This is a genomic window from Roseateles sp. P5_E1 (assembly GCF_054049335.1).
The window spans coordinates 1-605 of record NZ_JBFUMN010000310.1 but is presented as its reverse complement, the minus strand read 5'-3'; the positions used below and the strand labels follow the sequence as shown (position 1 = coordinate 605).

Annotated in this window: 1 pseudogene; it reads left to right on the top strand. The window is 69.8% G+C overall.

What is annotated here, in order from left to right:
• Window positions 1-580, top strand: a pseudogene (locus ACXJKJ_RS31230) (polynucleotide adenylyltransferase PcnB); the annotation flags it as partial.
• Window positions 581-605 lie beyond the last annotated feature (25 nt).

The following is a 605-nucleotide window of genomic DNA, read 5'->3' as shown; positions in this document are numbered from 1 at the left end:
GTTCCCCGAGAGTGCCGCCGCACTGCGCAGCAACCGCAGCGGCGCGTTGCGCCGGATGGTCATCGAAGGCCTGCACAACACCGACCTGCGCGTGGCCAACGACGAGCCGGTGTCGCCTTCGTTCCTGTTCGCGCTGTTGCTGTGGCCGGCGTTCTGCCGCGCGCTGGCCAGCCTGCAGAAGCAGGGCATCGCGCTGGAAGAGGCGCAACGCCGCGCCGCAGACCGGGTGACCCTGCACCAGCTGACCACGATCGCGCTGCCGCGCCGCTTCTCCCTGCCCATGCAGGAGATCTGGCTGTTGCAGGGCCGTTTCAGCTCACGCCAGCGCAAGCGCGTGATCCGCACACTGACCCATCCGCGCTTCCGCGCCGCCTATGATTTCCTGGTACTGCGCCAAGTGGCTTCCAGCGAGCACAGCGCCGATGTGGAGTTCTGGCGCGAGGCCCAGTTGCAGTCCGGCACCGAGCTGGATTCGGCGCTGGATGCCGCGCACGTCGAGGGCGAGGGTGATGAGGACGGCGCACCGCGCAAGCGCCGCCGTCGCCGCCGCCGTCCGGGCGGGACTGCTGCAGGCGAGTAAGCGGTGACCGTCGCCTGCATCGGGT